The sequence below is a fragment of the Clostridium sp. E02 genome (assembly GCF_003833015.1).
Taxonomy (GTDB): Bacteria; Bacillota; Clostridia; order Lachnospirales; family Lachnospiraceae; genus Lacrimispora.
This window is the reverse complement of sequence record NZ_RJLQ01000013.1, coordinates 1-26,967: the sequence shown is the minus strand read 5'-3', so window position 1 is coordinate 26,967 and position 26,967 is coordinate 1. Positions and strand designations below refer to the sequence as shown.

The 26,967-nt window shown below is 40.1% G+C and carries 41 protein-coding genes; all 41 read left to right on the top strand.

The window, feature by feature from the left end; genetic code table 11:
• Positions 1-468: 468 nt before the first annotated feature.
• The 41 genes from EFT72_RS11150 (at position 469) to rpsI (ending at position 26,431) form a co-directional block, all read left to right on the top strand.
• Positions 469-1,821 (top strand): cell wall-binding protein, encoded by a 1,353-nt coding sequence (locus EFT72_RS11150; RefSeq protein WP_124066995.1) that lies wholly within the window; start codon positions 469-471, stop codon positions 1,819-1,821.
• 319 nt (positions 1,822-2,140) lie between these two features.
• On the top strand, positions 2,141-2,458 hold the full coding sequence (rpsJ, locus tag EFT72_RS11145) for a 30S ribosomal protein S10 (RefSeq protein ID WP_013274341.1): 318 nt from the start codon (positions 2,141-2,143) through the stop codon (positions 2,456-2,458).
• Between the two features lie 271 nt (positions 2,459-2,729).
• A complete protein-coding gene (rplC, locus tag EFT72_RS11140) occupies positions 2,730-3,365 on the top strand; it encodes a 50S ribosomal protein L3 (RefSeq protein ID WP_124066994.1) in 636 nt (211 codons plus the stop codon).
• 29 nt (positions 3,366-3,394) lie between these two features.
• On the top strand, positions 3,395-4,015 hold the full coding sequence (gene rplD, locus EFT72_RS11135) for a 50S ribosomal protein L4 (protein WP_124066993.1): 621 nt from the start codon (positions 3,395-3,397) through the stop codon (positions 4,013-4,015).
• Positions 4,015-4,314: a 50S ribosomal protein L23 gene (rplW, locus tag EFT72_RS11130; RefSeq protein WP_124066992.1), complete on the top strand. Its 300-nt coding sequence runs from the start codon at positions 4,015-4,017 to the stop codon at positions 4,312-4,314. Before rplD ends, rplW begins: the two co-directional genes overlap by 1 nt.
• A gap of 205 nt (positions 4,315-4,519) precedes the next feature.
• On the top strand, positions 4,520-5,368 hold the full coding sequence (rplB, locus tag EFT72_RS11125) for a 50S ribosomal protein L2 (protein ID WP_124066991.1): 849 nt from the start codon (positions 4,520-4,522) through the stop codon (positions 5,366-5,368).
• A 19-nt stretch (positions 5,369-5,387) separates the two neighbouring features.
• The gene (gene rpsS, locus EFT72_RS11120; RefSeq protein ID WP_124066990.1) at positions 5,388-5,669 is read left to right on the top strand and encodes a 30S ribosomal protein S19; all 282 of its coding nucleotides are present in this window, start codon (positions 5,388-5,390) and stop codon (positions 5,667-5,669) included.
• A 71-nt stretch (positions 5,670-5,740) separates the two neighbouring features.
• On the top strand, positions 5,741-6,127 hold the full coding sequence (rplV, locus tag EFT72_RS11115; RefSeq protein WP_124066989.1) for a 50S ribosomal protein L22: 387 nt from the start codon (positions 5,741-5,743) through the stop codon (positions 6,125-6,127).
• Between the two features lie 11 nt (positions 6,128-6,138).
• Positions 6,139-6,795 (top strand): 30S ribosomal protein S3, encoded by a 657-nt coding sequence (gene rpsC, locus EFT72_RS11110; RefSeq protein WP_124066988.1) that lies wholly within the window; start codon positions 6,139-6,141, stop codon positions 6,793-6,795.
• Positions 6,795-7,220, top strand: coding sequence for a 50S ribosomal protein L16 (gene rplP, locus EFT72_RS11105; RefSeq protein ID WP_124066987.1), 426 nt, complete (start codon positions 6,795-6,797; stop codon positions 7,218-7,220). The genes rpsC and rplP overlap by 1 nt, the downstream gene beginning before the upstream one ends.
• 2 nt (positions 7,221-7,222) lie before the next feature.
• Positions 7,223-7,429: a 50S ribosomal protein L29 gene (rpmC, locus tag EFT72_RS11100; protein ID WP_124067085.1), complete on the top strand. Its 207-nt coding sequence runs from the start codon at positions 7,223-7,225 to the stop codon at positions 7,427-7,429.
• Positions 7,430-7,525: 96 nt separating this feature from the next.
• Positions 7,526-7,780, top strand: a complete 255-nt coding sequence (gene rpsQ / locus EFT72_RS19675; protein WP_124066986.1) for a 30S ribosomal protein S17 — start codon at positions 7,526-7,528, stop codon at positions 7,778-7,780.
• A 26-nt stretch (positions 7,781-7,806) separates the two neighbouring features.
• A complete protein-coding gene (gene rplN / locus EFT72_RS11090) occupies positions 7,807-8,175 on the top strand; it encodes a 50S ribosomal protein L14 (RefSeq protein WP_124066985.1) in 369 nt (122 codons plus the stop codon).
• A 14-nt stretch (positions 8,176-8,189) separates the two neighbouring features.
• Positions 8,190-8,495, top strand: coding sequence for a 50S ribosomal protein L24 (rplX, locus tag EFT72_RS11085; protein WP_124066984.1), 306 nt, complete (start codon positions 8,190-8,192; stop codon positions 8,493-8,495).
• A gap of 21 nt (positions 8,496-8,516) precedes the next feature.
• Positions 8,517-9,056 (top strand): 50S ribosomal protein L5, encoded by a 540-nt coding sequence (rplE, locus tag EFT72_RS11080; protein ID WP_124066983.1) that lies wholly within the window; start codon positions 8,517-8,519, stop codon positions 9,054-9,056.
• A gap of 15 nt (positions 9,057-9,071) precedes the next feature.
• Positions 9,072-9,257: a type Z 30S ribosomal protein S14 gene (locus tag EFT72_RS11075; RefSeq protein WP_124066982.1), complete on the top strand. Its 186-nt coding sequence runs from the start codon at positions 9,072-9,074 to the stop codon at positions 9,255-9,257.
• Between the two features lie 24 nt (positions 9,258-9,281).
• Positions 9,282-9,683: a 30S ribosomal protein S8 gene (gene rpsH / locus EFT72_RS11070; protein WP_124066981.1), complete on the top strand. Its 402-nt coding sequence runs from the start codon at positions 9,282-9,284 to the stop codon at positions 9,681-9,683.
• Between the two features lie 99 nt (positions 9,684-9,782).
• Positions 9,783-10,325 carry a 50S ribosomal protein L6 gene (gene rplF, locus EFT72_RS11065; RefSeq protein ID WP_124066980.1) on the top strand — a complete coding sequence of 181 codons (543 nt, stop codon included), beginning with the start codon at positions 9,783-9,785 and terminating at the stop codon, positions 10,323-10,325.
• A gap of 17 nt (positions 10,326-10,342) precedes the next feature.
• Positions 10,343-10,711 (top strand): 50S ribosomal protein L18, encoded by a 369-nt coding sequence (rplR, locus tag EFT72_RS11060; protein ID WP_124066979.1) that lies wholly within the window; start codon positions 10,343-10,345, stop codon positions 10,709-10,711.
• A 19-nt stretch (positions 10,712-10,730) separates the two neighbouring features.
• Positions 10,731-11,240, top strand: a complete 510-nt coding sequence (gene rpsE / locus EFT72_RS11055) for a 30S ribosomal protein S5 (protein ID WP_124066978.1) — start codon at positions 10,731-10,733, stop codon at positions 11,238-11,240.
• 13 nt (positions 11,241-11,253) lie between these two features.
• The gene (gene rpmD, locus EFT72_RS11050) at positions 11,254-11,436 is read left to right on the top strand and encodes a 50S ribosomal protein L30 (protein ID WP_124066977.1); all 183 of its coding nucleotides are present in this window, start codon (positions 11,254-11,256) and stop codon (positions 11,434-11,436) included.
• A 26-nt stretch (positions 11,437-11,462) separates the two neighbouring features.
• Positions 11,463-11,903, top strand: a complete 441-nt coding sequence (gene rplO, locus EFT72_RS11045; protein ID WP_124066976.1) for a 50S ribosomal protein L15 — start codon at positions 11,463-11,465, stop codon at positions 11,901-11,903.
• Position 11,904: 1 nt separating this feature from the next.
• Positions 11,905-13,227, top strand: coding sequence for a preprotein translocase subunit SecY (gene secY, locus EFT72_RS11040; protein ID WP_124066975.1), 1,323 nt, complete (start codon positions 11,905-11,907; stop codon positions 13,225-13,227).
• An 85-nt stretch (positions 13,228-13,312) separates the two neighbouring features.
• A complete protein-coding gene (locus EFT72_RS11035; protein WP_124066974.1) occupies positions 13,313-13,957 on the top strand; it encodes an adenylate kinase in 645 nt (214 codons plus the stop codon).
• 3 nt (positions 13,958-13,960) lie between these two features.
• Entirely contained in the window at positions 13,961-14,716 is a 756-nt protein-coding gene (gene map / locus EFT72_RS11030; RefSeq protein ID WP_124066973.1) for a type I methionyl aminopeptidase, read from the top strand.
• 22 nt (positions 14,717-14,738) lie between these two features.
• On the top strand, positions 14,739-15,017 hold the full coding sequence (locus tag EFT72_RS11025) for a hypothetical protein (protein ID WP_124066972.1): 279 nt from the start codon (positions 14,739-14,741) through the stop codon (positions 15,015-15,017).
• Positions 15,018-15,022: 5 nt separating this feature from the next.
• On the top strand, positions 15,023-15,241 hold the full coding sequence (gene infA / locus EFT72_RS11020) for a translation initiation factor IF-1 (protein WP_124066971.1): 219 nt from the start codon (positions 15,023-15,025) through the stop codon (positions 15,239-15,241).
• A gap of 345 nt (positions 15,242-15,586) precedes the next feature.
• On the top strand, positions 15,587-15,700 hold the full coding sequence (gene rpmJ / locus EFT72_RS11015; RefSeq protein ID WP_003497809.1) for a 50S ribosomal protein L36: 114 nt from the start codon (positions 15,587-15,589) through the stop codon (positions 15,698-15,700).
• Positions 15,701-15,727: 27 nt separating this feature from the next.
• Positions 15,728-16,096 (top strand): 30S ribosomal protein S13, encoded by a 369-nt coding sequence (gene rpsM / locus EFT72_RS11010; RefSeq protein ID WP_124066970.1) that lies wholly within the window; start codon positions 15,728-15,730, stop codon positions 16,094-16,096.
• Between the two features lie 200 nt (positions 16,097-16,296).
• Positions 16,297-16,698, top strand: coding sequence for a 30S ribosomal protein S11 (gene rpsK / locus EFT72_RS11005; protein ID WP_024348298.1), 402 nt, complete (start codon positions 16,297-16,299; stop codon positions 16,696-16,698).
• 16 nt (positions 16,699-16,714) lie between these two features.
• Positions 16,715-17,308: a 30S ribosomal protein S4 gene (rpsD, locus tag EFT72_RS11000; RefSeq protein ID WP_124066969.1), complete on the top strand. Its 594-nt coding sequence runs from the start codon at positions 16,715-16,717 to the stop codon at positions 17,306-17,308.
• Positions 17,309-17,416: 108 nt separating this feature from the next.
• Complete coding sequence (locus EFT72_RS10995) at positions 17,417-18,385, top strand: DNA-directed RNA polymerase subunit alpha (RefSeq protein WP_124067084.1); 969 nt, start codon at positions 17,417-17,419, stop codon at positions 18,383-18,385.
• Positions 18,386-18,515: 130 nt separating this feature from the next.
• Positions 18,516-19,052, top strand: coding sequence for a L17 family ribosomal protein (locus tag EFT72_RS10990; RefSeq protein ID WP_124066968.1), 537 nt, complete (start codon positions 18,516-18,518; stop codon positions 19,050-19,052).
• Between the two features lie 207 nt (positions 19,053-19,259).
• Positions 19,260-20,492, top strand: coding sequence for an N-acetylmuramoyl-L-alanine amidase family protein (locus tag EFT72_RS10985; RefSeq protein ID WP_124066967.1), 1,233 nt, complete (start codon positions 19,260-19,262; stop codon positions 20,490-20,492).
• A gap of 21 nt (positions 20,493-20,513) precedes the next feature.
• Positions 20,514-21,536, top strand: a complete 1,023-nt coding sequence (locus tag EFT72_RS10980; RefSeq protein WP_124066966.1) for an N-acetylmuramoyl-L-alanine amidase family protein — start codon at positions 20,514-20,516, stop codon at positions 21,534-21,536.
• Between the two features lie 258 nt (positions 21,537-21,794).
• Positions 21,795-22,697, top strand: coding sequence for an energy-coupling factor transporter ATPase (locus EFT72_RS10975; protein ID WP_124066965.1), 903 nt, complete (start codon positions 21,795-21,797; stop codon positions 22,695-22,697).
• On the top strand, positions 22,687-23,535 hold the full coding sequence (locus tag EFT72_RS10970) for an energy-coupling factor transporter ATPase (RefSeq protein WP_124066964.1): 849 nt from the start codon (positions 22,687-22,689) through the stop codon (positions 23,533-23,535). Before EFT72_RS10975 ends, EFT72_RS10970 begins: the two co-directional genes overlap by 11 nt.
• 13 nt (positions 23,536-23,548) lie before the next feature.
• The gene (locus EFT72_RS10965; RefSeq protein ID WP_124066963.1) at positions 23,549-24,346 is read left to right on the top strand and encodes an energy-coupling factor transporter transmembrane component T; all 798 of its coding nucleotides are present in this window, start codon (positions 23,549-23,551) and stop codon (positions 24,344-24,346) included.
• 39 nt (positions 24,347-24,385) lie between these two features.
• Positions 24,386-25,459 carry a tRNA pseudouridine(38-40) synthase TruA gene (gene truA / locus EFT72_RS10960; RefSeq protein WP_124066962.1) on the top strand — a complete coding sequence of 358 codons (1,074 nt, stop codon included), beginning with the start codon at positions 24,386-24,388 and terminating at the stop codon, positions 25,457-25,459.
• Between the two features lie 116 nt (positions 25,460-25,575).
• Positions 25,576-26,010 carry a 50S ribosomal protein L13 gene (gene rplM / locus EFT72_RS10955; RefSeq protein WP_124066961.1) on the top strand — a complete coding sequence of 145 codons (435 nt, stop codon included), beginning with the start codon at positions 25,576-25,578 and terminating at the stop codon, positions 26,008-26,010.
• Between the two features lie 28 nt (positions 26,011-26,038).
• Positions 26,039-26,431 (top strand): 30S ribosomal protein S9, encoded by a 393-nt coding sequence (rpsI, locus tag EFT72_RS10950; protein WP_124066960.1) that lies wholly within the window; start codon positions 26,039-26,041, stop codon positions 26,429-26,431.
• Positions 26,432-26,967: the final 536 nt, after the last annotated feature.

Sequence of the window (26,967 nt, the reverse complement as noted above, 5' to 3'; positions counted from 1 at the left end):
TATACTGGATAGAACCATGAGCGTCAAGGTGATTCACACCTTGTCTGAATGTCTGATATAATATAGTATATCAAAAAAAGAGGGGTAAAACTTATGGGCTGTTATCGACTTGGCTTTTCCATTGGCTGCGGTGGCTTAAATTGCTGGTGTAGATGGAGGGGACCAAATTATTGTGGTTGGATTTGCAATCAACGGTGTTACAACCGTTCCTGCGGTTGTGTAAACTGCGGGTTTCGGATGTGCGGCAACAACTGTTGCAGAAGAAGAAACTGCTGCAGGTGAAAGTTTTCTGTAGATTAATTATAAATAAAAGCGGGCCGAATGCGTTGGGTCCGCTTACTTGATTAATAGTACTTTTTTTACGGAAATAAATTCGTAATAGAAATGAAAGATTAAAACAGTTGAATATTCTTAGATTAATTGTTAAAATAAATTACAGAAAAGGAAATCCCTGTAAGGAGTGGAGATATGAAAAGAAAAGGCCTCATTGTACTGGCTACAACTGCTTTATTAACGCTTGGTGCTGTTACTATAAATGCACATGCTGAGTGGGAACAGAAACAGTCAGAAAACACATGGATCTATACCGATACCAATGGGAATCGGATGACCAACACCTGGAAGAAAGGTGCGGACAACTTATGGCGGTATTTGGACAGCGATGGGAAAATGGCAATTAATACCTGGGTTGAGAATACGTATTATGTAGATGCCAACGGAATTCTCGTTACGGATAAATGGATGAAATTCCAAGATTCTGGTAGTTCCCAGTATAAATGGTACTATTTCGGTAGTAGCGGAAAGGCCATTATGGATAACTGGTCAAAGATTAACAACAAATGGTATTATTTTGATGGCAACGGAGAGATGCAGACTGGTTGGATACAGGATGATCTTTATTACAGCGGTACAGATGGAGCAATGCGTACCGGTTGGCAGAAACTGTTTCCCCCCGATAGTGACTATGATCCAGATCGAGTAACTCCAGGAGATAACGATGATGGAAAACATTGGTATTATTTCTATGAGAATGGGAAAAAATACATTCCTAAGGATATGTCAGGAGACTATGATTCCTATAAGATTGATGGGATCTCTTATTGTTTTGACTCTGAAGGTGCACTACAGACTGGCTGGAGGAATGTAGGAAGTCAGAATGCGGATAACGAGATTGAGAATTACAAATACTACGATAGCAACGGTAAACTTAGAGTGGGCTGGTATTCCGTAGAACCCCCTCAAGATATAGTAGGATATGAAGAGAATGTAGAATGGTTTTATTTTTCCAGTTCAGGAGTTCCAAAATCTGGACCGAAGAAAGAGGAAGCAAGTACATCGGATCTGAAAAAAATCAATGGAAAGAACTATTTGTTTAATGAATTAGGCAATCCAGTCTATGGGTTGCAGAAGCTTAAGATAGGAAGTAGTACTGAGTATACAGCAGTCTATTTTGGAGACAAAAAAACAAGTACCATGCAGACGGGAAAAGTTAAGGTAACAGAAGGGGACGGAGATGAATGTACCTATTACTTTAGTGGAAGTGGTCGTGGATATACTGGAGTAAAAGACGGTTACCTATATTATCAAGGAAAACTTCAGTGTGCAGAAGGTGGTATGAAATATGAAGCGATAGATCTGCCAACTGGCAGCAGCGCGACTACTTATGTGGTAAATGCAAGTGGCAGGGTAGCAAAAGGGCACACCGTCAAAGATGCGGATGGAATCAAATATACGACTACGAACAGTGGGAAATTGTTGGCGGTCGATGGTGATTCAGTTTCTGGAAACGTAGGAAGAGAGCCAGTAGAACCGACTTGGTAAGAATAAAAAAGGTGCAAAAACTGTATAATTCAGATTTTGCATTTTTTTTTGAATAAAATACTTGCAATGTAAAAAAATATATGGTATTATACTAAGGCTGTGGCATGATAGCTGTGAAGCGAGAGGTTGTTGCTGAAGAAGCAAGTTTTCCGTGGAGCGAATGTCAAGTTAGGAAACTGGCGACAAGTCACTGTACAAATTTAAAATTTTGTTTGATTAAACAGAAGGTTCGTGTGAGTCTATGAAGACACACACGGGAACGTGTACAGTCACCGCTTGTCGTACTTCTATTAAGTGCGAAAAGGAGGCGACTTTTTTTATGGCAAGTCAAGTAATGAGAATCACATTAAAGGCGTATGATCATCAGTTAGTTGATCAGTCTGCGGGCAAAATCATCGACACTGTAAAAAAGACAGGATCTAAAGTGAGTGGGCCGGTGCCGTTACCAACTAAGAAAGAAGTGGTAACTATCTTAAGAGCGGTTCATAAATACAAAGATTCCAGAGAACAGTTCGAGCAGAGAACCCATAAGAGACTCATCGATATCATTACACCAAGTCAGAAAACAGTTGATGCATTATCAAGACTGGAAATGCCGGCTGGTGTTTACATTGATATCAAGATGAAGAATAAATAATCTTCATCTACAATCGAATGGAAGTTTCATTGTCACTAAGCTTATGTATGGTCTCATGGTTGAGAAAAGCTTTTACACATAAGCGTCTAAAAGACAGATATGAAGTGGTCAATGCATATCCTGAAGGGTTTTAATATAGAAGCAACACTTTTTCCTGTAAGGAATCAACATCTTCGCTAGGCGGAGTCATAGTGTTCCACGTATATTGGGCTGTTCTAGGATGATTGCGAAAGCAATCCGCTGTAGAATTAACAAACAGGAGGTAAAAAACATGAAGAAGGGTATTTTAGCTACCAAAGTCGGAATGACACAAATCTTCAATGAGAACGGAGCATTAACTCCAGTAACCGTTCTTCAGGCTGGTCCTTGTGTAGTGACACAGATTAAGACCACTGAGAACGATGGTTACAGTGCAGTACAGATTGGTTTTGTTGACAAGAGAGAAAAACTTGTAAGCAAACCGATAAAGGGCCATTTTGATAAGGCTGGTGTATCTTATAAAAGATACGTAAGAGAATTTAAATTAGAGAATGCTGACCAGTATTCGGTAAAAGATGAAATCAAAGCAGATGTCTTCGCCGCAGGCGATAAGATTGATGTAACCGCAATCTCCAAAGGTAAAGGTTTCCAAGGTGCTATTAAGAGACACGGTCAGTCCAGAGGACCTATGGCTCATGGTTCTAAGTTTCATCGCCATGCAGGATCCAATGGTTCCGCTTCTGATCCCAGTAAAGTATTCAAGGGCAAGAAAATGCCAGGACACATGGGAAATAAGCGGATTACGATTCAGAATCTTGAAATCGTTAGGGTAGATGCAGAAACTAACCTGATTCTGGTTAAAGGTGCTGTACCAGGACCGAAAAAGTCCTTAGTAACAATTAAGGAAACAGTAAAAGCATCGAACTAATGCTTTTATCAGAAAGGAGGATCACACAGATGGCAAACGTATCTGTTTACAATATGGAAGGTAAAGAAGTTGGCACATTAGAGTTAAACGATGCAGTGTTTGGCGTAGATGTTAATGAACATCTCGTACACATGGCAGTCGTAAGCCAGCTTGCAAATAAGCGTCAGGGAACACAGAAGGCAAAGACACGTGCTGAAGTTTCCGGTGGCGGAAGAAAACCCTGGAAGCAAAAAGGAACCGGTCATGCAAGACAGGGATCTACTAGATCTCCGCAGTGGACAGGCGGTGGAGTTGTTTTTGCTCCCGCTCCAAGAGATTATACAATTAGACTCAACAAGAAAGAAAGAAGACTTGCTTTAAAGTCCGCTTTAACAAGCAGAGTGAATGAGAACAAGTTCATTGTTGTTGATGAGTTGAAATTTGATGAGATCAAAACAAAGAAATTCCAGGCTGTATTAGATAATTTAAAGGTATCCAAAGCTTTGGTCGTTGTTGGCGATGACAGCGCAAATGCAACAATGAGTGCAAGAAATATTACTGCTGTAAAGACTGCATTTGTGAACACAATCAATGTATACGATATCTTAAAGTATAACACAGTCGTTGCTACCAAGACTGCTGTTGCAGCAATCGAGGAGGTGTACGCATAATGGCAGATATTAAATATTATGATGTAATTCAAAAACCAGTCGTAACAGAGAAAAGTATGAACGCGATGGCATCCAAGAAGTACACATTCATGGTGCACACGGAAGCGAATAAGACTATGATCAAAGAAGCCGTTGAGAAAATGTTCCCAGGAACAATCGTGGCTCGTGTAAATACGATGAACTTAGATGGTAAAATCAAAAGAAGAGGTACGACTTTTGGTAGAACAGCTAAGACAAAAAAAGCGATTGTACAGTTAACCGCTGAAAGCAAAGATATCGAAATTTTTGAAGGTCTGTAAGATTGAATCGCTAGGCAGTGGAGCGAAACCATTAGCCAACTATGTGATGAACATTATATCACGACAATAAGATACGCCAGGCGGCGTTGATACACCTTACTGACATACTTTTATGTTCGGAAAGTGTGGACAAAAAGCAGAGAGCCTTAGTGCCTCACTTTATGTCCAGAAAGCCTGGACGAAAAAGCAGAAAGGAGAAATATTCATGGGAATTAAAAAGTATAACCCATATACCCCTTCCAGAAGACAAATGACTGGTTCTGATTTTGCTGAAATTACAAAATCAACTCCAGAGAAGTCACTGATCGGCAAGACCATTAAAAAGACAGCTGGTCGTAACAATCAGGGTAAAATTACAGTTAGACATCGCGGAGGCGGAGTTAAACGAAAATATAGAATCATCGATTTTAAGAGAAACAGCAAGGATGGTATTCCAGCAACTGTTGTTGGTGTTGAGTACGATCCAAACAGAACTGCTAATATCGCATTGCTTAGCTATGCAGATGGAACAAAGGCTTATATTCTTGCACCGGCTGGCTTGAAAGACGGAATGAAAATTATGAGCGGTGATACTGCTGAACCTAAGGTTGGAAACTGTATGGCATTAGGCAAGATTCCAGTAGGTACACAGGTTCACAACATTGAACTTTATCCTGGTAAAGGCGGACAGTTAGTTCGTTCGGCAGGAAACGGTGCACAGCTAATGGCGAAAGAAGGCAAATATGCAACCCTTCGTCTTCCTTCCGGTGAGATGAGAATGGTTCCGATCAACTGCAGAGCTACCATTGGTGTAGTAGGCAACGGAGATCACAACCTGATCAATATCGGTAAAGCTGGTAGAAAACGTCATATGGGATTCCGTCCTACAGTACGTGGTTCTGTTATGAACCCGAATGACCATCCACACGGTGGTGGTGAAGGTAAGACTGGTATTGGACGTCCAGGTCCATGTACACCATGGGGCAAACCAGCACTTGGTTTAAAGACCAGAAAGAAACACAAGCAGTCTAACAAATTAATCGTTAGAAGCAGAGATGGAAAGACCGTTAAATAATTGAAGGAGGTTAGAATCTATGGCTCGCTCACTTAAAAAAGGACCATTTGCAGATGCTCATTTACTAAAAAAAGTAGATGCTATGAACGAAGCAGGAAAAAAACAGGTAATTAAGACCTGGTCCCGCCGTTCTACAATCTTCCCGCAGATGGTTGGACATACAATTGCAGTTCACGATGGCAGAAAACACGTTCCGGTATATGTTTCAGAAGATATGGTTGGACATAAACTGGGTGAATTTGTTGCTACTAGAACCTACAGAGGACACGGCAAGGACGAGAAGAAGTCAGGCCGTAAGTAATAAAGAGACAGACACCCTTCGGGCGTTTTTAGAGATTCCCAAAGGGCGTTAAGTTGAAAGGAGGATTCACCATGGCTAAAGGACATAGAAGCCAGATTAAGAGAGAAAGAAATGCCGTGAAGGACACTAGACCAACAGCAAAGTTATCTTACGCTAGGGTTTCCGTTCAGAAAGCATGCTTCGTATTAGATGCCATCAGAGGCAAAGACGTGACAAGTGCACTTGGTATTGTGATTTACAATCCCAGATATGCTTCTACTTTAATAGAGAAATTATTAAAATCAGCAATTGCAAACGCTGAGAATAACAATGGTATGGACCCTGCGAAACTTTATGTTGAAGAATGTTTTGCGAACAAGGGACCGACAATGAAAAGAGTAAAACCAAGAGCACAGGGTCGCGCTTATAGAATCGAAAAGAGAATGAGCCATATTTCCATCGTGCTTAATGAAAAATAAGGAGGCAAATAATGGGACAGAAAGTTAATCCACACGGCTTAAGAGTCGGTGTTATTAAAGACTGGGACTCAAAATGGTATGCTGAAGCTGATTTCGCAGATAACCTGGTAGAAGATTATGCAATCAGAAAATTCCTGAAAAAGAGATTATACAGCGCCGGCATTTCTAATATTGAAATTGAAAGAGCATCTGAACGTATTAAACTTATCATTCACACAGCTAAACCTGGCGTTGTTATCGGCAAAGGCGGATCTGAGATTGAGAAATTAAAGAAAGAAGTTCAGAAGCTTACAGATAAAAGATTATTCGTTGATATCAAAGAAATCAAAAGACCAGACAAAGATGCTCAATTAGTAGCTGAATCCATTGCACAGCAGTTAGTGAATCGTATTTCCTTCCGTCGTGCTATGAAATCTACTATGGGTCGTTCCATGAAATCTGGGATTAAGGGAATTAAGACTGCAGTTGCAGGACGTCTTGGCGGTGCTGATATGGCTCGTACTGAGTTCTACAGCGAAGGAACGATTCCGTTACAGACACTCAGAGCAGATATTGACTATGGTTTCGCAGAAGCAGATACTACCTTCGGTAAAGTTGGCGTTAAGGTATGGATCTACAATGGCGAAGTACTTCCAACTAAAGGAAAAAAGGAAGGGAGCGATAAATAATGTTAATGCCTAAAAGAGTTAAGCGTCGTAAACAGTTCCGTGGATCCATGGCTGGTAAAGCGTTAAGAGGCAATAAGATCAGCAACGGTGAGTTCGGTTTAGTCGCTTTAGACCCATGTTGGATCAAATCTAATCAGATCGAGGCAGCACGTGTTGCCATGACTCGTTATATTAAGCGTGGTGGTAAAGTCTGGATTAAGATTTTCCCAGATAAACCCGTAACAGCAAAGCCAGCAGAGACCCGTATGGGTTCCGGTAAGGGCGCTCTGGAGTACTGGGTAGCAGTCGTAAAGCCAGGCCGTGTATTATTCGAAATCGCTGGAGTACCTGAAGAAACAGCACGTGAAGCTTTACGTCTTGCTATGCATAAGTTACCATGCAGATGTAAAATTGCTGCTAAAGCAGATTTAGAAGGCGGTGAATGACAGTGAAAATGAATAAGTATGTTGAAGAATTAAAAGGAAAATCAGCTGCTGAACTGAATGAAGAATTAGTAGCTGCAAAGAAAGAACTTTTTAACTTAAGATTTCAGAATGCAACCAATCAGCTTGATAACACAAGCCGAATCAAAGATGTTCGCAAAAACATTGCCAGAATTCAGACTGTTATAACTGAGAAGGCTAAATTAGCTTAGGTTCCAGCTTATTTTTTAAAAAGCATGACACACACGAGTGTGTGTAAACTTATAGATAGGGCCGATAAGGCCAAACTTGAAAGGAGAACACCGAACGTGGAAAGAAATCTTAGAAAAACCCGTACTGGTAAGGTTGTGAGCAACAAGATGGATAAGACCATCGTTGTAGCCATTGTAGACCATGTAGAACATCCTTTATACGGCAAGATCGTAAAAAGAACGTATAAATTAAAAGCTCATGATGAGAAAAATGATTGCAACATGGGCGATACAGTAAAAGTTATGGAGACAAGACCATTGTCTAAAGACAAAAGATGGAGACTTGTTGAAGTTCTCGTAAGAGCGAAATAATTTATTTCTAGGAAGGAGTAACAGGCATGATTCAGCAGGAAACCAGATTAAAGGTTGCCGACAATACTGGTGCAAAAGAAATACTTTGTATCCGAGTGTTGGGCGGATCTACAAGAAGATATGCTAGCATTGGTGATGTTATCGTTGCCACCATTAAGGATGCAACACCTGGTGGTGTTGTTAAGAAGGGCGACGTTGTAAAGGCCGTTGTTGTACGCACTGTAAAGGGCGCACGTCGTAAAGACGGATCCTATATCAAGTTCGATGAGAACGCTGCCGTTATTATCAAAGATGACAAGACTCCAAAAGGTACTCGTATCTTTGGACCGGTTGCCAGAGAGTTAAGAGAGAAACATTTCATGAAGATTGTTTCCTTAGCTCCAGAAGTATTATAAGGAGGTGTCGGACTGTGCATAAAATAAAAAGAGAAGATCTTGTAAAAGTGATTACAGGTAAAGATAAAGATAAACAGGGTAAAGTTCTTCATGTAGATATGAAGAATAGTAAAGTGGTTGTAGAAGGTGTGAACATGGTAACAAAACATGTGAAACCGGGCCAGGGTAACCCACAGGGTGGTATCGTTCAGAAAGAAGCAGCACTTGATATTTCCAATGTAATGCTTCTTGTTGGCGGAAAAGCTACCAGAGTTAAATTTGAACTAAAAGACGGTAAAAAAGTTCGTGTTGCAAAAGCAACCGGTAAAGTAATTGACTAATTCGGAGAGGAGGAATAAAAATTGGCTAGATTAAAAGAAACGTATAAGACAGAGATCGTAGAAGCTATGGTAAAAAAATTTGGTTATAAAAACGCCATGGAAGTACCTAAGCTGAATAAGATTGTCATTAATATGGGTATTGGTGAAGCAAAGGAAAATGCCAAGGTTTTAGACTCTGCAGTCAGAGATTTAGAAATCATCTCCGGTCAGAAAGCAGTCTTAACAAAGGCGAAGAAATCAATTGCTAACTTTAAACTTAGAGAAGGTATGCCAATCGGATGCAAAGTTACATTACGTGGTGAGAGAATGTATGAATTTGCAGATCGTCTGATCAACCTTGCACTTCCTCGTGTACGTGACTTTAGAGGTGTAAATCCTAATGCATTTGATGGCAGAGGAAACTTCGCACTTGGAATTAAGGAACAGCTTATTTTCCCTGAAATTGAGTACGATAAAGTTGACAAAGTACGAGGTATGGACGTTATTTTCGTTACTACCGCGAAAACAGACGAAGAAGCCCGTGAACTTTTGACATTATTCAATATGCCATTTGCAAAATAGTAGGAGGAAATATTCATGGCTAAGACTTCAATGAAGATCAAACAGCAGAGACCTGCAAAATTCTCTTCAAGAGAATATAATCGTTGCAGAATCTGTGGTCGTCCACATGCTTATTTAAGAAAATACGGAATTTGCAGAATTTGCTTCCGTGAATTAGCATACAAAGGTCAGATCCCAGGCGTTAGAAAAGCAAGCTGGTAAAATAAGGAAGGAGGCAAATTCAAAATGACAATGAGCGATCCAATTGCAGATATGCTTACAAGAATTCGTAATGCAAATACTGCTAAACATGACACAGTAGATGTACCTTCATCCAGGATGAAATTAGCTATTGCTGATATCCTTGTAAAAGAAGGTTACGTTAAAAAATATGATATCGTAGAAGATGGTGCATTCAAGACAATTCGTATCACCTTAAAATACGGTAAAGATAAAAATGAAAAAATTATTACAGGTATTAAGAAAATCTCTAAGCCAGGTTTGCGTGTATATGCAAACAAGGAAGAGTTGCCAAGAGTACTTGGAGGATTGGGAACAGCAATCATCTCAACGAATCAGGGCGTTATTACCGATAAGGCTGCACGCAATGTAGGTGTTGGCGGAGAAGTATTAGCATTTGTTTGGTAGGCATTGAACACCCAGTGAAACCTAGTGGGACGCAGGGACAATTCATCTGAAAACAGAGGGAACAAAGGTTCCTTCCGAAAATTTAAGGAGGTAAACGGCATGTCACGTATAGGAAGAATGCCTATCGCGATTCCGGCAGAAGTTACTGTCTCAATCGCAGAAAAGAACAAAGTGACTGTAAAAGGTCCGAAGGGAACTCTTGTAAAAGAGTTACCAGTTGAAATGACAATCAAAGAAGAAGATGGTCATATCCTTGTTACAAGACCAAATGATTTAAAGAAAATGAAATCACTGCACGGTCTTACAAGAACATTAGTAAATAACATGGTCGTAGGTGTTACCAGCGGTTATGAGAAAAAATTAGAAATCAATGGTGTTGGTTACAGAGCTCTGAAACAGGGTAAGAAACTGGTTCTTTCTCTTGGTTACTCCCACCCGGTAGAGATGGAAGATCCAGAAGGAATCGAATCTACCATGGAAGGCCAGAACGTCATCATCATTAAAGGTATCGATAAAGAAAAAGTTGGCCAGTACGCTGCTGAAATCAGAGATAAGAGAAGACCTGAACCATATAAGGGTAAGGGAATCAAGTATGCTGACGAAGTAATCAGACGTAAAGTTGGTAAAACTGGTAAGAAATAATTAAGGAGAGTGTAAAGATGGTTAGCAAACAGTCAAGAAGCGAAGTTCGTGTTAAAAAACACAACAGATTACGTAATCGTTTTGCAGGCACTGCAGAAAGACCACGTTTAGCTGTATTTAGAAGTAATAATCATATGTATGCTCAAATTATTGACGATACAGTTGGTAAGACTTTAGTCGCTGCTTCTACAGTGGAAAAAGATGTAAAGGCAGAATTAGAGAAAACTAACGTCGTTGATGCTGCAGCATATGTAGGTACCGTAGTTGCAAAAAGAGCTATGGAAAAAGGAATTAAAGAAGTTGTCTTTGATAGAGGCGGATTTATATATCAGGGTAAAGTTCAAGCATTAGCAGACGCAGCAAGAGAAGCTGGTCTGGAATTCTAGTAGAGAGGAGAATGACAGCGTGAAACGTACAATTATTGATGCAGGTCAATTTGAATTAAACGACAGAGTAGTTGCTATCAAACGTGTATCTAAAACCGTTAAAGGTGGACGTACCATGAGATTCTCTGCTTTAGTAGTCGTGGGCGATGGTAATGGTCATGTAGGTGCTGGTCTTGGCAAAGCTGGAGAAGTTCCAGAAGCAATCCGTAAAGGAAAAGAGGCTGCCGTTAAAAATTTGGTTACCATCCCTATGGATGATAACAACAGTATTCCTCATGATCTCACAGGTATATTTGGAAGTGCTTCTGTACTTCTTAAGAGAGCATCTGAAGGTACAGGAGTTATTGCAGGAGGTCCTGTTCGTGCGGTAGTAGAACTTGCAGGTATCAAGAACATCCGTACAAAATCCTTAGGTTCCAATAATAAAACCAATGTAGTTTTAGCTACAATCAAGGGATTAACTCAGTTAAAAACTCCTGAGGAAGTTGCAAAGCTTCGCGGAAAATCTGTTGAAGAGATTTTAGGCTAAGGAGGATATGAAAATGGCAGATAAATTAAAAATCACATTGGTGAAATCCCCGATTGGTGCAATTCCGAAGCATAAGGCAACTGTTTTAGCTTTAGGTTTAAAGAAGCTTCACAAAACAGTTGAAATGCCGAATAATGAAGCAATCAGAGGCATGATCGCTAATGTGCGTCATTTGGTAAAAGTTGAAGAGATTTAAGAGAATAGAGTAAGGAGGTGCAAACGATGGATTTATCAAATTTACAGCCTGCTTTAGGTTCCAAACACAGCGATAATTTTAGAAGAGGCCGTGGACATGGTTCAGGAAACGGAAAAACAGCAGGTAAAGGTCATAAAGGACAAAAAGCCCGTTCTGGTGCTACAAGACCAGGATTTGAAGGCGGTCAGATGCCTTTATACAGACGTATTCCGAAAAGAGGCTTTACAAACAGAAATTCAAAGGTTATTATCGGCATTAATGTAAGCGCTTTAGAAGCATTCGACAACGGTACAGTTGTAACTGTTGAGACTTTATTAGAGAGTGGAATCGTTAAGAATCCGCGTGACGGTGTTAAGATCCTTGGAAATGGAGAATTAACCAAAAAGCTTACAGTACAGGTAGATGCTTTCAGTGAAGGCGCAAAAACCAAAATTGAGGCTTTAGGTGGAACCTGCGAGGTGGTCTAATATGTTGAAAACACTCCGTAATGCATTTAAGATCAAGGACATTAGGACAAAACTGCTCTATACGTTCATGATGCTGGTGGTTACTAGAATTGGTTCTCAGTTGCCAATTCCAGGAGTTGAAACAAGCTTTTTTAAAGATTTTTTTGCTCAGCAGAATAATGATGCATTTGGATTTTTCAATGCGGTGACGGGTAATTCATTTACCAACATGTCCGTTCTTGCACTGAGCATTACCCCTTACATTACATCTTCCATTATCATGCAGCTGCTTACCATAGCGATTCCAAAGCTTGAAGAGATGCAGCAGGATGGTGAGGACGGAAGAAAAAAGATTGCAGAATACACCCGTTATGTAACAGTTGGTTTGGCATTAATCGAATCCATCGCTATGGCGATAGGATTCGGTGGCCAGGGACTGTTAAAAGAATATAATTTCATTAGTGTTATGATTGTTGTTGTTACGATGACAGCAGGAAGTGCACTTTTGATGTGGATTGGCGAACGAATTACTGAAAAAGGTGTTGGTAACGGAATATCAATTGTCCTGTTATTTAACATTATCTCCAGTTTACCGTCAGATGCGTTAACTATGTATACCAGATTTATGTCTGGAAAATCGGTAGCAGTAGCAGCAGTAGCAGCTATTATTATCGTAGCAATCGTCTCAGCAATTGTTGTATTTGTTGTGATCCTTCAGGATGGAGAGAGAAGAATCCCTGTGCAATATTCCAAAAAGATGCAGGGACGGAAGATGGTTGGAGGACAAGCAACCAACATTCCGTTAAAAGTAAATACAGCCGGTGTTATTCCGGTTATTTTCGCTTCTTCTATTATGTCAACTCCAGTTGTGGTTTCTCAGTTCTTTCAGGATAAGATTAATTATGACAGCATTGGAGGCCATATCTTAGCAGCAATGAGTTCTTCCAACTGGTTCAAGGCAGAGAAGCCAGCTTATTCAATTGGTATGTTGGTTTATGTGGCTTTGATCGTAGTGTTTGCTTATTTCTATACATCAATCACGTTTAACCCACTTGAAGTTGCAAATAATATGAAAAAATCAGGTGGATTTATTCCAGGCATCCGTCCTGGAAAGCCTACCAGTGATTATCTGAATTCCATCTTGGATTATATCGTTTTTATAGGAGCGTGCGGTTTGTCAATTGTCTGTATTATCCCGATTATGGTATCCGGTTTATTTGGTGTAAGCCGTTTGTCATTTGGAGGTACCTCTCTTATTATCATTGTCAGTGTTGTCTTAGAGACACTGAAGGCAATTGAATCACAAATGCTTGTGCGTAATTATAAAGGTTTTTTAAACGATTAGATGAGAAACCAAGGGAAACACGCTATGGCGTGTTTTCCTTGGAATTTATGCTATATAACCGAATATTTAAAAGGAGTGACTGTTGATGAAGATCATCATGTTAGGTGCCCCTGGTGCCGGAAAAGGTACCCAGGCGAAAAAAATTGCTGAAGAATATCAGATTCCGCATATATCTACCGGGGATATTTTCCGTTTTAACATAAAAAAAGGAACGGAGCTAGGCAGAAAGGCAAAGGAATATATGGATCAGGGCTTGCTGGTACCAGATGAACTGACCATTGGAATGTTAATGGACCGGATTAAGAAGGAAGACTGTAAACCGGGATATGTGTTGGATGGATTTCCTAGAAACATTCCTCAGGCGGAGAGTTTGAGAAACGCGCTCATAAAGCTGGAACAAAAAATAGACTTTGCCATTAATGTTGATGTACCGGATGAGAAAATCATCAGCAGAATGTCAGGCCGACGTGCCTGCGTTTCCTGTGGAGCTACATATCATATTGTATACAATCCAAGCAAGATACCTGGAGTGTGCGATGTGTGTGGTTCAGAACTTGTATTAAGAGACGATGATAAACCGGAAACCGTGAAAAAACGTCTATCCGTATATCACGAACAAACCCAGCCTTTGATTGAATACTATAAAAATGAAGGCGTGCTGGTAGATGTGGACGGAACACAGGAATTAAATAAAGTGTTCTCAGATATCACTGCTATATTAGGAGCTTAGTCTATGTCAGTTACGATTAAATCTGCAAGAGAGATAGAACTTATGAGAGAGGCTGGAAGAATTCTTTGTAACACTCACGAAGAATTAAAAAAAGCTTTGAAGCCGGGTATGACAACCTGGGATATTGATCATCTGGGAGAAAGCATCATAAGGAGTTACGGCTGTACGCCATCCTTCTTAAATTACAATGGCTATCCTGCCTCCATCTGTGTATCTGTCAATGATGAGGTGGTTCATGGGATTCCAGATAAAAAACGTATTTTAAGAGAAGGAGATATCGTAAGCCTGGATGCCGGTGTTATTTATAAAGGATATCACTCCGATGCAGCAAGAACTTATGGAATCGGAGAAATCACTCCTTCGGCGGGGCAACTTATAGAAGTGACAAAACAATGTTTCTTTGAAGGGATTAAATTTGCAAAATCTGGCAATCATTTAGGTGATATATCTGCAGCCATCCAAAAACATGCAGAAACCTATGGCTTCGGTGTAGTCCGCGATCTGGTCGGTCACGGGATTGGGACCCGTCTTCACGAAGATCCGGAGATTCCTAATTTCGCAACAAAAAGGCGTGGGATTAAGTTAAGGCCGGGTATGACGCTTGCCATCGAGCCAATGATCAACGAAGGTTCCCTTGAAGTTGAGTGGCTTGATGACGACTGGACCGTAGTAACGGAAGATGGTAGTCTTTCCGCTCATTATGAGAATACAGTACTGATTACAGAAGGCGAGCCCGAAATACTGAGTCTGGTTTTATAAAAGCCGATGGAAAGAGAAAAGGATGCTTAAAGCCGGAACATTTGTAAAATCAACGGCAGGACACGATAAAAATAGCTTTTTCTTCATATTATATGAAGAAGGCGAATATATATATCTGGTGGACGGAAAAATAAAACGTCTCGACTGCCCGAAGAAGAAAAAGAAAAAGCATGTAATTGCCCTTGATTGGGAGAAACAATCCCCTGGAATCAAAATCCGGGAATATAAAAAGGTCACCGATGAAGAGATCAAACAGTTTATCAGATGTTTCAAAAGAGAAAATCAGGTTGTTAGGAGGTAAGATTTATGTCAAAAGCAGATGTTATTGAAATTGAAGGGGTCGTTGTGGAGAAGCTCCCCAATGCTATGTTCCAGGTTGAATTAGAAAATGGTCATCAGGTGTTGGCACATATAAGCGGAAAGCTTCGCTTACACTACATTCGTATTTTACCAGGCGATAAAGTTACGATCGAGATGTCACCTTATGATTTAACAAAGGGAAGAATCATCTGGAGAGATAAATAAGAGCTTCGAATTGTAGAAGTCTCTTTTTTCAGAGTGCGACACACCAGGGCAAAGGGTTAATAAATATATGGGTAAAATCGCTTGCATTATATTATAATCAGTGTTATAATGCTATAGCGACTTTGTTGAAATACTGGGTGTATTATGTCCATAGGGACAGCACTGGTTTTAAGATAAAACACACTGCGGGTATACTCAGAAAGCTCTTTGCAGAAAGAGACTTCATCGTCACCAAAATAGTGAGGTTTTTCACTAGGTGCCGGGGAGGGCTTTTGCACAAGAACGTCTGTCTAACAGGCATTTTGTGCTTATGAGAAAGAGCGCATAAAGGAAAGGAGAATTGCTGTGAAGGTTAGATCATCAGTCAAACCGATTTGCGAAAAATGCAAAATCATTAAAAGAAAAGGCAGTATCAGAGTAATCTGTGAAAATCCTAAGCATAAGCAGAGACAAGGTTAAAAAAAATAATGGAGGTGTACTACACACATGGCTCGTATTTCAGGTGTTGATTTACCAAGAGAAAAACGTGTTGAGATCGGTTTAACTTATATCTACGGTATTGGTAGAACTAGTTCTAATCGCATTCTTACAAAAGCTGGCGTAAATCCTGACACTCGTGTCAAGGACTTAACAGACGATGAAGTAAAAAGAATTTTAGAAGTTATTACAGAATCTCAGACTGTAGAAGGTGATTTACGTAGAGAAATCGCTATGAACATCAAGAGATTACAGGAGATCGGTTGCTACCGTGGAATCCGTCATAGAAAGAGTCTTCCGGTTCGTGGTCAGAAAACTAAAACCAATGCAAGAACACGTAAGGGTCCTAGAAAGACTGTAGCAAACAAGAAGAAATAGGGATTCGCATTGAACACTTAACGAGGTTTACCGAGTTTAGTGAGAAAGCGGATACCCTGAACAAAGTGAAGAGCATCTTCACAACTAACAACACAGAATCACGTTACATGTTTTAAAAACAGGAATAACAGGATTCGAATATTCGTACCTTGTCAATATTGCAGGGCGGAGCAAGTAAAAAGAAAGTAGGTTAGTTTAAAATGGCTAAGAAAATGTCCACTACTAAAAAAGTGACAAAAAAGCGCGTAAAGAAAAACGTTGAACGCGGACAAGCACATATCCAGTCATCTTTTAATAACACAATCGTGACATTAACGGATACACAGGGAAATGCATTATCCTGGGCAAGTGCTGGTGGTCTGGGATTTAGAGGTTCAAGGAAATCTACTCCATATGCAGCTCAGATGGCGGCAGAAACTGCTACTAAGGCAGCTCTTGTACATGGTTTAAAATCAGTAGACGTTATGGTTAAAGGTCCTGGTTCAGGCCGTGAAGCAGCTATTCGCGCACTTCAGGCATGCGGATTAGAAGTAACCAGTATTAAGGATGTAACACCAGTTCCACATAACGGTTGTCGTCCACCAAAGCGTAGAAGAGTCTAATTAGGAGGTAATTACAGTGGCAGTTGATAGAGTTCCTGTTCTTAAAAGATGTAGATCCCTTGGTCTTGATCCGATCTATTTAGGAATAGATAAAAAATCAAAGAGAGAAATAAAAAGATCCAACAGAAAGATGAGTGAATATGGTCTTCAGTTAAGAGAAAAGCAGAAGGCAAAGTTCATCTATGGTGTACTTGAGAAACCATTCCGTAACTACTATGCAAAAGCTGAAAAGATGAAGGGACTTGTAGGTGAAAACCTGATGATCCTTCTGGAGAGAAGACTTGACAATGTAGTATTCCGTATGGGATTTGGAAGAACAAGAAGAGAAACCAGACAGATTGTTGATCATAAGAGCATCCTTGTAAATGGTAAATGCGTAAACATTCCTTCCTACCTTGTTAAAGCAGGTGATGTAATTGAAGTGAAAGAAAAATGCAAAACCAATGCAAGATTTAAGGGTGTTCAGGAAGCTTCTGCTGGGCGTATGGTTCCAGCATGGCAAGATGTTGACCTTGAGAATTTACGTGGTACTGTTAAAGAGTTACCAACAAGAGATGAGATTGACGTTCCAGTGAATGAAATGCTTATCGTCGAGTTGTACTCCAAATAATTGAAAGTCTGTTGATAGAAGCCGGCTTTCGCCCGGGAGTATTTTGCTTCCGGGCAAGGTTTGAGTATAAGAGCCTCGATACAATACACCCAAAAGGAGGGGCTATTAGTGTTCGATTTTGAAAAACCAAACATTGAGATTGCTGAAATCTCAGAAGACAAAAAATATGGCAAATTTGTAGTTGAACCGCTTGAAAGAGGTTATGGAACGACTTTGGGTAATTCCTTGAGAAGAATCATGCTTTCTTCCTTACCGGGCGCTGCAGTCAGTCAGGTAAAAATCGACGGCGTTTTGCATGAATTTAGTTCGATTCCGGGAGTTAAGGAAGACGTGACTGAAATCATTATGAACATCAAGAGCTTATCTATTAAGAATAACAGCGATACCAATGAAGCAAAAGTTGCATACATCGAGTTTGAAGGCGAAGGTGTGGTAACAGCTGCGGATATCCAGGCAGATCCTGATATTGAGATCACGAACCCGGATCAGGTACTCGCTACGCTTAGTGGCGGCACAGACAGTAAGTTTTATATGGAGCTTACCATTACCAAAGGTCGTGGCTACGTAAGTGCAGACAAGAATAAAAGTGAAGATTTACCGATTGGCGTGATTGCCGTTGATTCTATTTATACACCAGTAGAACGCGTCAACATGGCGGTAGAAAACACCCGAGTAGGTCAGGTTACCGATTATGATAAGCTGACATTAGATGTATTTACAAACGGAACCTTGGCGCCGGATGAGGCAGTTAGCCTTGCCGCAAAAGTGTTAAGTGAACATTTGAATCTCTTCATTGATCTATCAGAGAATGCCAAAACTGCAGAAGTTATGGTAGAAAAAGAAGACAATGAAAAAGAAAAGGTTCTGGAGATGAATATTGATGAATTGGAGCTTTCTGTCCGTTCCTATAATTGTCTCAAGAGAGCTGGCATCAATACTGTGGAAGAACTGTGTAACAGAACGTCCGAAGATATGATGAAGGTTCGTAACCTTGGCCGCAAGTCTTTAGAAGAAGTGTTGGCAAAATTAAAAGAGTTAGGCTTACAGCTTAACCCAAGCGATGATTCTAATGCTTAATTGGAATGCTTGAATTATGACACTTGCGTCTGGATGTTGACGTCAAGTGTTCAATGCAATGAGATTAAGCGCGGGTACAGTAAGACCGAAGAAGCATGTATCCGTGTTCCGCAAATGGAGGAATATGAAAATGGCAGGATATAGAAAACTTGGAAGAACTTCCAGTCAGAGAAAAGCATTAATTAGAAGCCAGGTAACTGCATTGATTTACAATGGCAAAATCGTGACAACGGAAGCAAGGGCAAAAGAAATTCGCAAAGTTGCGGAAGGTCTGATTGCTTTAGCAGTAAAAGAGAAGGATAACTTCGAAACTGTAAAGGTTACAGCTAAAGTTGCTCGAAAAGATAAAGAAGGCAAGAGAGTCAAAGAAGTTGTAAACGGTAAGAAGGTTACTGTTTATGATGAAGTGGAAAAGGAAATCAAGAAAGATCTTCCTTCTAGACTTCATGCAAGAAGACAGATGTTAAAGGTTCTTTACGATGTAACCGAGGTTCCAACTGAGGCTGCAGGAAGAAAGAAAAATACAAAATCTGTTGATTTGCCAAAGAAGCTTTTTGATGATGTAGCACCAAAATACGTTTCCCGTAATGGCGGTTATACTCGTATCGTTAAGATCGGACTTCGTAAAGGTGATGCAGCAATGGAAGTTGTTCTTGAGCTTGTATAATAAATAATCATAAGACCCGATATAGAAGATAATTCTATACCGGGTCTTTTCCTGTGATCGTATTCTTTCGATTATTAAGGTTTGAAAGAATAAAGAAAGAATATCGTAAGTTGACGATTAATTAGAAATCGGTCTATAATGGTATCAATAGAATAAAATTCCTATTCTGTTAATTTGCGCAAAATTAGAAAATGGGAGGTAATTAGAATGAAGATTTTGAAGAGGTTGGTGGCTGTCGCCTCTGTAGTTAGTATGCTAGGATTCACGTTACCAATACTATCTTTAGCAGCTACTACCAAAACCATATCATCGGTGACCATTAACGTAGGTCTTGAAGATATTACTACAGGAGAAACATTGCCGTCAGAGAATTCTTTTGATTTAAAGAATAGTGGAGGAAATTACGTTTACAGTAATAATAGTAGATATGAAGTGAGCGATCTTGACTGGATCACTTCTGACAGCAGAGAGATGAAGATTGGATCGGAACCTAAGATGAAGGTAACTCTTAGGGCGACAGATCCTGATGAATATGCGTTTAAAGGTGGATATCGTTCTAGCAATGTATCCATTAAGGGGGGAGATTATGTATCTTCGAACCGTTCCGGGACAGATACTTTGTATATTACTTTTACATTTAAGCCAGTAAAGGGTACCTATGAATCACCCGAGGAAGCTGAGTGGAAGGATTCTGGATTTGGGAATGCTAGATGGAGTGCTCCTGAGTATGGTTCGAAGGCTTATGATGTGTATTTATATCGTGGGAATACAATTATTAAAAAATTGGAGAAGTTAAAGGCGAATTCTTATAATTTTTATCCTTATATGACGAAGGAAGGGACTTATAGTTTTAAAGTTCGCACAGTCGCCTATACGGAGAAAGAAAATAAGTTTGGGAAGAAAAGTGATTGGACCGAATCAGATGAGGTGTATTTACCCAAGGAAAAAGTATCGGATGGTCGTGGACAAAATAACGATGTGATTGTGACGAGCAACGATGTTGGCTGGATTAAAAGTGGAAATACTTGGTATTATCGATACCCAGATGGGAGTTATTTAAAAAATAACTGGTCTCAAATCAATGGAAGGTGGTATCTCTTTGACACAAATGGTGCGATGCTAAGTGGTTGGCAGCAGAAGAATAACGTGTGGTATTATCTAAATGGTGATGGAACAATGGTAACTGGTTGGATTAAATCTAACAACAAATGGTATTATATGAACCAATCTTCATCCACTGGAATTGAGGGAGCCATGAGTATTGGCTGGATTCATTATAATAATAAGTGGTATCATGCAGACACCAGCGGGGGCATGGAAGAAGGCTGGAAGCAGGTAAACAGTAATTGGTACTATTTCTATCCGGGAGATGGTTCCATGGCAGTGAATGCAACCATCAGCGGATTCCGGATCGATGCCAATGGGGTATGGCACAAGTAGAATGAAAAGGAGCTGCAATCTATGAGATGGATGAAAGGAAAAGGAATATGGTTGTTTTTCCTCTGTACAGGGATATTGCTTGCGACAGCGATGTCGTCTTTGGCTTCAGTAGATTTAAAGATTCGTTTGGAAAATGGAAGAAGAAGCGACTGGACAGATGGAATTCAGACACCAACGGTTACTGTTAATTACTCAGAAGAAAACCCGGATTGGAACAAGCCCGAAGATGAATGGAAACCTGGGAAAAAGATTACAGGTTCCATACGAGTTTCTGGGAACTATCAAACATCTGACTGTACTGTTTATGGTGGAAAACTGATATCAGTAAGGGCAGAAAACGGAGAAACAGTCATTCGTTTTTCATATATTCCGGTTGCGAAACTGGAATGTCCAGAAAGGGCAGGCTGGAGTGACAATACGAAGACAAAGGCATCCTGGAAAAAGGTTCCTTTTGCATCGCGCTATCAGGTAGTTCTTTATAAAGAGGGTGGAATATGGCTAAAGAGCCTGACGACTTCTTCTACATCGGTAGATCTGATGGAATATCTGGATGATGGAAATAAATATTATTATACCGTAAAGGCTATAGTAAAAAATTCTTCTGAAGATGATTATTTAAAAGAAGGCGACACAATGACTTCTGACGATTCCGTTGTTCAAGAAATTGGTGACAATAAGGGGATCTGGATAAATAATGAAAAAGGAAAAAGATATCGGGCTGAAGACGGGGAATATGTCAAAAACAGTTGGAAGATGATAACTGGAGATTGGTACTATTTTGATCAAGATGGGTATGCAGTTACCGGCTGGCTTGAACTTTTAGATAAGTGGTATTACATGGGCAATGATTCTAAACTAAAAAAAGATTGGCAGCAGATCGGAGAAACCTGGTACTATTTTAATACGGACGGTGATATGGCAACTGGTTGGATCCAACCTCAGCCTGGCAAATGGTATTATCTGAATGCGGATGGAAGTATGGCGACAAATACCACGGTTGAAGGAATATACAAGCTAAATAGCAATGGATTATGGGAATCATAATATATAAGTGAAAGTATCCGGATGGTTAGCAATGACCAAGCGGATACTTTTTTTGGGGAAAGCACGTCAGCGTTAGAATTGATTTGACAATCTCTTTCCTTTCCGGAGGAGGTACACTTTGGTGTACAAGGTATGTATTACCATGGTAAAAATTGGCTGAATCATAAAACATTTCTGTCCATGCTTGACTGTTTGAAGATATTAAACTAAAATTATGAGACATACGAATGTTTAAATTCAATGGAAGAAAGGTTTGCGATGGGTATAATAAAAACGTCGAAGCTGATTTATGATTATATCAGAAGAGATGAGGAACAGAATATTGAAGAAATTAAGCGTGCGATTGATGATGTCAGTCTGGAAATAGAGAAAGGACAATTTGTGGCAGTCCTTGGTCACAATGGTTCGGGAAAATCTACTTTTGCAAAGCATCTGGATGCCATACTTTTACCAACCGAAGGAACGGTATGGATTCAGGGCATGGATACCTCCATAGAAGAGAATATATGGGAAGTTCGTAAAAAATCTGGAATGGTTTTCCAGAATCCCGACAACCAGATCATCGGCAATATTGTAGAAGAGGACGTAGGGTTTGGACCTGAAAACCTTGGTGTGCCTACCGATGAGATATGGAGACGGGTGGATGAGAGTCTTGAAGCAGTTGGGATGGCGGCTTATCGTCAAAAATCTCCAAATAGATTATCTGGAGGACAGAAACAGAGAGTGGCCATCGCTGGAGTAATGGCAATGAGACCTCAATGTATTATTCTTGATGAGCCAACGGCCATGCTTGATCCCAACGGGCGGAAGGAAGTAGTAAGAACGGTTCGTGAATTGAATAGGAAAGAAAAAATAACGGTAATTCTAATCACTCACTACATGGAAGAAGTCACGGGGGCAGATAGAGTAATCGTTATGGACGCAGGTAAAGTGGTGATGGATGGAACACCGAAAGAGATATTTACCCGTGTGGAGGAATTAAAATCTTATCGTCTGGACGTACCACAGGTGACAGAGCTTGCTTATGAGTTAAAAAAAGGGGGCGTAGAGTTACCGGATGGGATCCTGACCCTAGAGGAATTAATGAAGTATCTTCTGCCCGAATTTGCAAAGCATGATCCCAATGTGAAAGGTATGACTGGAGGAAACTATGGCAATTAAAATAGAACACTTAAGTTACATTTATGGACAGGGAACTGCTTTTGAACAACATGCCATAAAAGATGTTAATCTAGAGATTAAAAATGGAGAGTTTATTGGATTGATCGGGCATACAGGCTCCGGGAAATCCACGCTGATCCAGCATCTAAACGGATTGATTCGTGCAACAGGGGGATCAATTCAATACAATGGGACAAACATATACAATGAGGGATATGATCTGCGTGGATTAAGAAGTCACGTTGGACTGGTGTTTCAGTATCCGGAGCATCAGCTTTTTGAAGTAGATGTTCTTACTGATGTCTGTTTCGGTCCCAAAAATCAAGGACTATCCAAAGAGGAAACGATAAATCGAGCAAAAGAAGCACTTGCTATGGTGGGACTTGATGAAAGTTATTATAAACGTTCTCCTTTTGAATTATCAGGAGGTCAGAAACGTAGAGTGGCAATTGCAGGAGTCCTTGCAATGAATCCGGATGTCTTAATTCTGGACGAGCCTACAGCGGGTCTGGATCCCAAAGGAAGAGATGAGATATTGGATCAGATTGAGCGCCTGCATAAAGAAAGAAACATGACGGTACTTCTTGTATCTCACAGCATGGAGGATGTCGCAAGATATGTAGACCGGATTCTTGTTATGAATCAGGGAGAAAAAGTATTTGACGGTACACCGAAAGATGTATTTATACACTATAAGGAGTTGGAAGACATGGGTCTAGCGGCGCCTCAGATCACCTATGTGGTCCATACGCTCAGAAGCCATGGAATTCCCATAGATGACACGATTACAACGATAGATGAGGCCAGAGACGAGATTTTACGGCTTCTGGGAAAATAGGCAGGGAGATAGCATGTTAAAAGATATTACATTAGGACAGTATTATCCGGTGAATTCTGTTTTGCACAGACTGGACCCCAGGACAAAGCTGTTTGGGACAATGATTTTTATTATTTCTCTATTTATTGCAAATGATATATGGGGTTATTTGATCGCGACTGGTTTTCTTGTTGGTGCCATTGCTCTTAGCCAGGTACCAGTTCGGTTTATGGTTCGTGGTTTAAAAGCAATTGTATTTCTTTTACTTATCAGCATTAGTTTTAATCTATTCCTCACGCCTGGTGAGGCAATCGTTTCATTTGGCTTTTTAAAGCTGACCAAAGAAGGCATTAAAGTAGCTGGATTTATGGGAATCAGGCTGATTTATCTAGTGGTGGGATCTACCATTATGACACTGACAACGACTCCAAATCAGTTGACAGATGGGTTAGAAAAAAGTTTGGGTATGTTCAATAAAGTAGGTGTACCTGTGCATGAAGTATCGATGATGATGTCCATTGCGCTCCGGTTTATTCCGATCTTAGTGGAGGAAACGGATAAGATTATGAAGGCCCAAATGGCAAGAGGTGCTAACTTTGAAACAGGAAATCTAATTCAGAAAGCTAAAAATATGATCCCTCTTCTGGTTCCCCTGTTTATATCTGCATTTCGTCGGGCAACGGATCTTGCCATGGCGATGGAGGCCAGATGCTACCGGGGGGGAGAAGGAAGAACGAAGATGAAGCCTCTCCGATATAGAAAACAGGACTGTATCACCTATCTAGTGTATATTGTATACCTAGGTGTAATCACAGTACTTCGCTTTATTTGATAATGAATTCTTACGATACGAAGGATATGAGGAGGATATATGAAACGGGTTAAGATGATCGTGGCCTACGACGGGACCAATTACTGCGGATGGCAGATTCAGAAAAATGGGATTACCATCGAGGAGGTATTGAATCAGGCTCTGACGAAATTGTTAAATGAGCCGATCATCATAATCGGTGCAAGCAGGACGGATTCTGGAGTTCACGCCATGGGGAATGTAGCAGTGTTTGATACGGAGAACCGCATGCCAGCGGATAAAATGTGTTTTGCATTGAATCATAGACTTCCAGACGATGTACGGGTTCTTCATTCAGAAGAGGTGCCTCTTGATTTTCATCCAAGAAAACAAAACTGTGTAAAAACATATGAGTACCAGATTTTAAATAGGAAGATAGAAGTACCCATTAGACGCCTCTATAGCCATTTTTGCTATAATCCCCTTGATGTAGAATTGATGCAGGCAGGTGCCAGGTTCCTGGTGGGTGAACATGATTTTAAGAGCTTTTGTACCGATCGTGGACAGACAGTGAATACAGTAAGGAAGATTTACAGTCTGGATGTTACAAGGGACGGGGACTTGGTGACAATCCGCATTCAGGGAAGTGGATTTTTATATAATATGGTTCGTATCATAGCAGGGACCTTGATGATGGTGGGAATGGCAGGATATCCACCGGAACATGTGGAAGAGATTCTTTCTGCAAGAAATCGGAATGCAGCGGGACCTAAGGCAGCGGCAAAGGGGCTTACCCTTATCAGTCTTGACTATGAAACGGAAATGCCAAGTGAGATAAAAGGGGAGAATAAGTATTGGAGCTATACCCTTTTTCAAGATCAAATTCCCACAGAAGGAAAGGCATGGCTTCGGATACATCGATGCCTTAATGAAGAATTCGAACGTCTTGTAATTCGTGTGGTTCATCAGGCAGTCCGGAATGGAGCAAAAACTGTTTTTGTAAAGGATGAAGAAGTTGAGGGCAGGCTTATTTTTGGAAAGTCATATGGTTTTTACAAGTTTCAAAAGGCAACGGAGAATTCTGGTTGGGCAGTGACAGAAAATACTTGTTTTGACCCTGATTTTATGGGGAAAAAGGTTGACACAACCGGATGAATGTTATATAATGTATAACTGTGACGTTAGACGAAAATGTTCATCCAATGCCCCGGAGTGAGCATTTTGCAATATAGTTATGCTTAATAACACCATAAATAACAGGAGGATGTCCAATGAAGACTTTTATGGCTAGTCCAGCAACAATTGAGAGAAAATGGTATGTAGTTGATGCTACAGGATATACATTAGGACGCTTAGGTTCAGAAATAGCTAAAGTATTAAGAGGTAAGAACAAACCAACTTATACACCACATATGGATTGTGGCGATAACGTGATTATTGTCAATGCGGACAAGATCAAAGTTACAGGTAAAAAGATGGATCAGAAGATCTATTATAATCACTCTGAGTATGTTGGCGGTATGAAAGAAACTACTTTAAAAGAGATGATGGCGAAAAAGCCAGAAAAAGTTATGGAATTAGCAGTTAAGGGTATGCTTCCAAAAGGACCTTTAGGAAGAAGCATGATAACAAAACTTCATGTTTATGCTGGTGCAGATCATAATCACGCTGCTCAGAAACCAGAAGTTTTAGAAATCAAATTTTAATTAGAGGTGCTGAAAGGAGGAAGTTATCATGGCTAGTGTAAAATTTTACGGAACAGGTAGAAGAAAAAAGTCAATTGCTAGAGTATATTTAGTACCAGGTACAGGTAAAGTCACTATCAACAAGAGAGATATTGACCAGTACTTAGGTCTTGAAACATTAAAGGTGATCGTTCGTCAGCCACTTGTTGCTACAGAGACAGTTGATAAGTTTGACGTATTAGTTACCGTTCGTGGCGGTGGATTTACCGGACAGGCTGGTGCAATCAGACACGGTATCGCAAGAGCGTTACTTCAGGCTGATATTGAATATCGTCCAATTCTTAAAAAAGCTGGTTATTTAACCAGAGATCCAAGAATGAAAGAAAGAAAGAAGTACGGCTTAAAAGCAGCTCGTCGTGCTCCACAGTTCTCAAAGAGATAATAATTGCATATTTAATAAAAATGCAACAACCCCGAAAATGCTTATACTTTCGGGGTTTCTTTTATTGTTACAACTTATTAAAGCAATGGGAAACAAAGGGGGAAATTATACATAGAGAACGCACATAGAACAAGTAGAGAACATCAAATTAATTCTTTTGTTATACTGGTTTTTAAAAGGAGGCGTATTCAGTATGATCCACTTGATGTCGTTGACGAGATAATTTATAAAAAGTTAAAAAACGTATAAATTATTGTAAATCACATTATAAAGGATTAAAATCAGAAGTAGAATGAAAATACGTTTTATTGGAGGTGTAAAATTGAGAACAGAACAGGAAATGTATGATACTGTCAATAGTTTTGCGCAAATTAAATTTCAACTTAACCGCCTTGATCATCTAGTACCGGTCCGCTCAGGTAAAGTCAAGAGTGCTTGCACTTGTCTTGCTCTTGACCTTACCTGGGCAGACTGGTACCGTACTTCAGGGCGGTAAGACTGTTTTTCGTTTGGTTCCGGTAAGTTAGCCGGCTATG